The sequence below is a fragment of the Bacillus sp. AY2-1 genome (assembly GCF_008368965.1).
In the GTDB taxonomy this organism is placed as follows: Bacteria; Bacillota; Bacilli; order Bacillales; family Bacillaceae_G; genus Bacillus_A; species Bacillus_A thuringiensis_S.
The window spans coordinates 1-4,850 of the sequence record NZ_QPEL01000246.1 but is presented as its reverse complement, the minus strand read 5'-3'; the positions used below and the strand labels follow the sequence as shown (position 1 = coordinate 4,850).

The following is a 4,850-nucleotide window of genomic DNA, read 5'->3' as shown; positions in this document are numbered from 1 at the left end:
CAATCTACTATTAATAACTATTTATCTTTAACCAAACCACAGAACACCCTAAAAGAGAAAATAGATATTAATCACATTTTAAATCAGGTGAAAGATACTATTTCACCACTCGCTCTATCATACAAAGTTGAAATCAAACAAAATAGTACAGATTCCTTTTATATAAATGGGGACCCCGAAAAATTCAAACTCTGTCTAAACAACATCATCCAAAACGGAATTGAGGCTATGAAAAATGGTGGATTATTACAAATAAATATACAAAAAGTAAAAGGAAATATCATAATTGATATTATTGATTCAGGAATTGGGATGTCATCTCAACAAATAAAACGAATTGCTTTGCCATTCTATTCAACAACAGAAAAAGGAACTGGGCTTGGTACTATGATTGCTTATAGTATTATTAGAGAATTAAACGGAGATATAGAGATAGAGAGTGAATTAGGTAAAGGGACACGCTTTTCTATTAGTATCCCTTGCTAATGTGATAAAAATTTTCTGTTTAGTTAATTATATAAATGAATTTTAAGAATCCCGCTAGCTAGCTTACTTATTAATTATCTTAAATTTATAAAATAATAAGGGTCAGAGCTTATCTATTGTTACAGATACACTCTGATCCTTTAGTTTAATTACAGTAAACGCACTTAATATTTATAACTTTTCTTACATCTGGATGAAATAATAGTTTATCTCTTTTACTAATTAGATTTGTTTAATGTAAATATAGCATCTCTCGACACTTAATTTGTTATTATCGTTAGGGACATTTCCTACAGTTGTTTTTTCATTAAAGTACAGACCTTGTGCCGTTCATTGAAAAAGACAACTCCCCTTTTACTACTTCACTTCCACCGTATAATTCCCTGTTCCACCACCATACTGATACACATGTAAATAATACTTCCCTGGATACGTGTAGTAACTACCTACTAGTTTATTCCCTTGTTGCTGAGCATACGTAACATAATTATTTAAATCTGCTTCAGAATAAAGTACCCAGTTCATTCCGATATTATTTTCATTCGTTACGTTAATTTGAAGATTTTTAGCAGTCTCCACATTAATTTCAAAGAAATCACTTGTATCTCCATTTCCTAAACTAGCACGTAAAACTTGATTTAACTGCAGTTTGTTTGCTGTTTGGAATGAGTTATTCGGTTCTTTTTCTAAACTGTTATCTTCTTTCTTTTGAACAGTTACAGTCGCTGTAGCAGTATTAGTTGCTCCTTTATCGTCTGTTACTGTTAATTTCGCTGTATACGCTCCTTCTTTTGTATATACGTGAGTTGGATTTTGCTCATTACTTACAGTACCGTCTCCAAACTCCCATTTATATGAAGTAATTTTCCCGTCTTCATCTTTTGATGCGTCGCTTTTAAATGAAATTGCTTCATTCACATTTCCACTATACGGACCGTTTATAACCGCAACTGGCGCTTTATTCTCTGCACCTTCTTCTGTATTAATACCGTGGAACACAACATCATATTCAAATTGTCCTGATGCATTCACGCGATAATTTACGAAGTATGCTGTTACCGTTTTATAGCCTGTCCATTCTTTTGCGCTTAAACGTTTTAACGTATCATTAACGTTTATTGTAATTATTTTCCAATCTTCATATTCTCCTTTTGCTGCAGTTCCTGTATATGTTCCTTGTAGTGTGAATGTATTAAAGAACTGTGATTTATTTTTCTTCACTGATACATTTTTCAATTTTGCTTCCGCCGTTATTTCTGCCGCAATATCTGAAACTGGTTTCGGTGCATGATTTGCTAAATAATCGTCTGATACTAATGGTACGTTATATTTCTCACGATTATCAACTAGCATTTGCATATAATCTTGATATTCTTTATTTAAATTCGCATCTTTACTTAATGTAGAGCGATATGCATCATATGCTGTTACATCATTTTTCCTAATAAGATCATGTATTTTATCAAACATATCATATCTCTTATTGTACATATACGATTGTAAAGCAAAGGAATAATTATAGAAATCCCATGTTCCATACTTTGCATTTAACGTTCGCTCTGCCGTATAACGCTCTGCTGGGTTTGAAGATAATCCTCCTATAATACTCTTTCTCGGTACAACATTATCCGTTCTCGTTGCCCCTGCAAAAAATTCAGCATTCCCTTCTTCAAACCAAGATAATCTTTCATTTTCATATATTTTCCCTTGACCCCATAACCCTGGTACTTCATATCTACCTTGTAAATAATGCGTGAACTCATGTCGGAATAATTCTTCTAAACTATAAATACTTTCTTCTGGCGTACGCTCATAAGTAAAGAACGTACCTGTTCCTTCTATATAAAGACCACCGTTATTCGTTTCATATCCGTACAATTGACGATTAAACTGATATTCTGCTGGGCTATTATAAATAACCATCGTTAATACATCATCAGGATTTCCTTTTTCTAAAGGTTGATCACTTTCAACCGTACGATGGAATTGTGCCTTCACTTCTTTTGCCGCCCAATATAAACGTTTTACTTTTTCTTCTGTCACTTTATCTCCAGCTTTTAAAACAATTGCCCCATCATCAAACGTATACGTTTTTGGCAAATATTTTTTCTTTCCATCTTCTCTTATTTGATCTAAATTCACCACTTTACCATTTGCATCTTTTCCGTCATAATTCGTCGCGATTTGCTCAGCAGCTACGAAATATTGCTCCCCTAAATACGGATAAATTTTCATCGCATCTGTTACAACTTGTAATCCTTTCGTTCCTGTACTATGGAACGAACCGAGCCTACCTGTATAATAAATGCCATTATTAATAAGCCAACCGTTTTTTGCGGTAATCGTTCCCATTAATGCAAAACGACTTAGTTCATTAATATAACTATCTATTTTCTGATACCATACTGTATCTTTCGGTGCTTTCCTCGTATCGTACAAATACGATTGAATGTCGTAATCAACACCTTGCATAATATCGTAAATAGCATTTCCAGCTGAAAGATTATCTACTAATGTAGAGAAATTATCATTATATTGTTTAAAAATCTTTGCAGCCGATGTTATCGTTTCCACATCACTCGAAGCGTTTCCTATTAACTTTCCGTATGATGATACCACTCTATTTTGCTCTAATGTACCCAGCTTGAAATTTGAATTGTTAGCTATCGCTTTTAATGCAGGTAAGCATTTATCATGATAACTCCGTTCATTTAATTTACTAAGTTCCGAATTATAAAATCCTAAATAAAACCCTGAACGTAATACCTCTACTAATGTCTCAATCCCTTTTGAATCATCCTTCGTATAGGCTTGTCCTTGCTGCTTCAATTTATCAATAATCGCCTGCATTCTACTATCATTTTGATAGAATGCTAGACTGTCTGTATTAAACTGAAATAGCCCCGTAATTTGCTCCCAATCAATGGTTATAAGTAAATCTACTAACTGCTGATTGCTTAATTGATTTAATTCAGCAATTGTATAAGTTTTCGCTACAGCTAATTGCTTACTTTCCTTTTTTACCTCAGGCGGTCTTTGTGATAAATCAGCAAATTGTATCCTTTGCTCAAAAGACTTGCTTTCGAGCAATTTCGATGAATGAGCTAATTCTTGTACTGGTAGTTGTACACCGACTGGCTCCATTTTGAGTACATTTCGATAAGAAACTTGCTCTCCCTTAGTATCTTCTGCCAAACTTACCCCTTGAAAACTCCCTAACATTAAACTAGCAAAACTTACCCCTACTAACATTTTTTTTGAATAGCCTTTCATACTCTCCCCTACCTTACATTTTTAGTGTCCCGCTCCATTATTTTACTATTTTTACTTTTTGTCCTGTATTGAGAAAAAATAAGGGAACGTTCACATATGTATCCTTGCTGCGCAAAATTAGCACTTGACTTTATGTGCGTTTTATATCAAAAAAAGATAGATAATAGCAAAATTCCTGCTACATCTATCCTCGTTTTCAACACTATGATTTTAACTTTATAAACGTAACTTCCGGTAATGTTTGCATATACTGAATAAACTCATTCTTTTCTTCTGACGATATATTTTTCAGTTGCATCCCTACCTTATAAACAGTTTCTGTACCTTGCTGTGAAGCCTCCACCTCATATGAAACTATTGGAATGCCTTTCACTTGTAGCGTTTCTACTATTTGTTGTACCGCTTCATGTTTATTTATACACATTTGCACCGTTATATTTTGTGGAAATAAAAATTGCACCTTAAAAATACGACTCACAATTTCTAAACCAATTAAAACGAGAATCGTCGCTCCAATCCCTACTACATACATTCCCGCTCCAATTGCTAATCCTATGCCGGCAGTAGCCCATAAACCAGCCGCGGTCGTTAATCCTTTCACCGCCTGCTTTTGAATAATAATTGTGCCTGCACCTAAAAAACCAACTCCACTAACGACTTGTGCTGCAATCCGACTTGGGTCTAGAGACGTATGCTCTTCATACACAATATCTGAAAAGGCATATTTCGAAACAACCATTATTAACGCACTTCCTACCGCTACGAGGAAATGAGTCTTTAATCCAGCTTCTTTCGATCGAATTTCTCTTTCAATACCAATCATTGCTCCTAACAAGCCAGCAACACCGATTCGTATAATAAAATCAAAATCTACACTCACGGGCACTTCCCCCTTTCATTCATTATAGATAGATAAAACAAAAATTATCACAAACATCCATTTATCAACATGAAGGAATACCACTAAAATACACTTAATACTCCGACCGTTTTATGTTAATATTTAAAATATTAACATAAAATAAATAACTTCTAATTTTAAATCTTCACTAATTTTCTAAAAAATCAAAGGTGAATTACATGAAATTAGG

At 33.8% G+C, this 4,850-nt stretch carries 3 protein-coding genes; 1 reads left to right on the top strand and 2 read right to left on the bottom strand.

Annotated features, from left to right (window positions below; translation table 11 throughout):
- Window positions 1-486: sensor histidine kinase (locus DN403_RS29825; RefSeq protein ID WP_149186066.1), on the top strand; the 486-nt coding region annotated here is incomplete at its 5' end.
- 357 nt (window positions 487-843) lie between these two features.
- Here DN403_RS29825 and colA read toward each other — a convergent pair.
- Window positions 844-3,759, bottom strand: a complete 2,916-nt coding sequence (colA, locus tag DN403_RS29820; RefSeq protein WP_149186065.1) for a collagenase ColA — start codon at window positions 3,757-3,759, stop codon at window positions 844-846.
- 202 nt (window positions 3,760-3,961) lie between these two features.
- Entirely contained in the window at window positions 3,962-4,639 is a 678-nt protein-coding gene (locus DN403_RS29815) for an MgtC/SapB family protein (RefSeq protein ID WP_000109726.1), read from the bottom strand.
- Between the last annotated feature and the right edge of the window lie 211 nt (window positions 4,640-4,850).

Coding starts and splice junctions, on each gene's coding strand:
- colA (WP_149186065.1), bottom strand. CDS start 3,759: ATGAAAGGCTATTCAAAAAAAATGTTAGTAGGGGTAAGTTTTGCTAGT.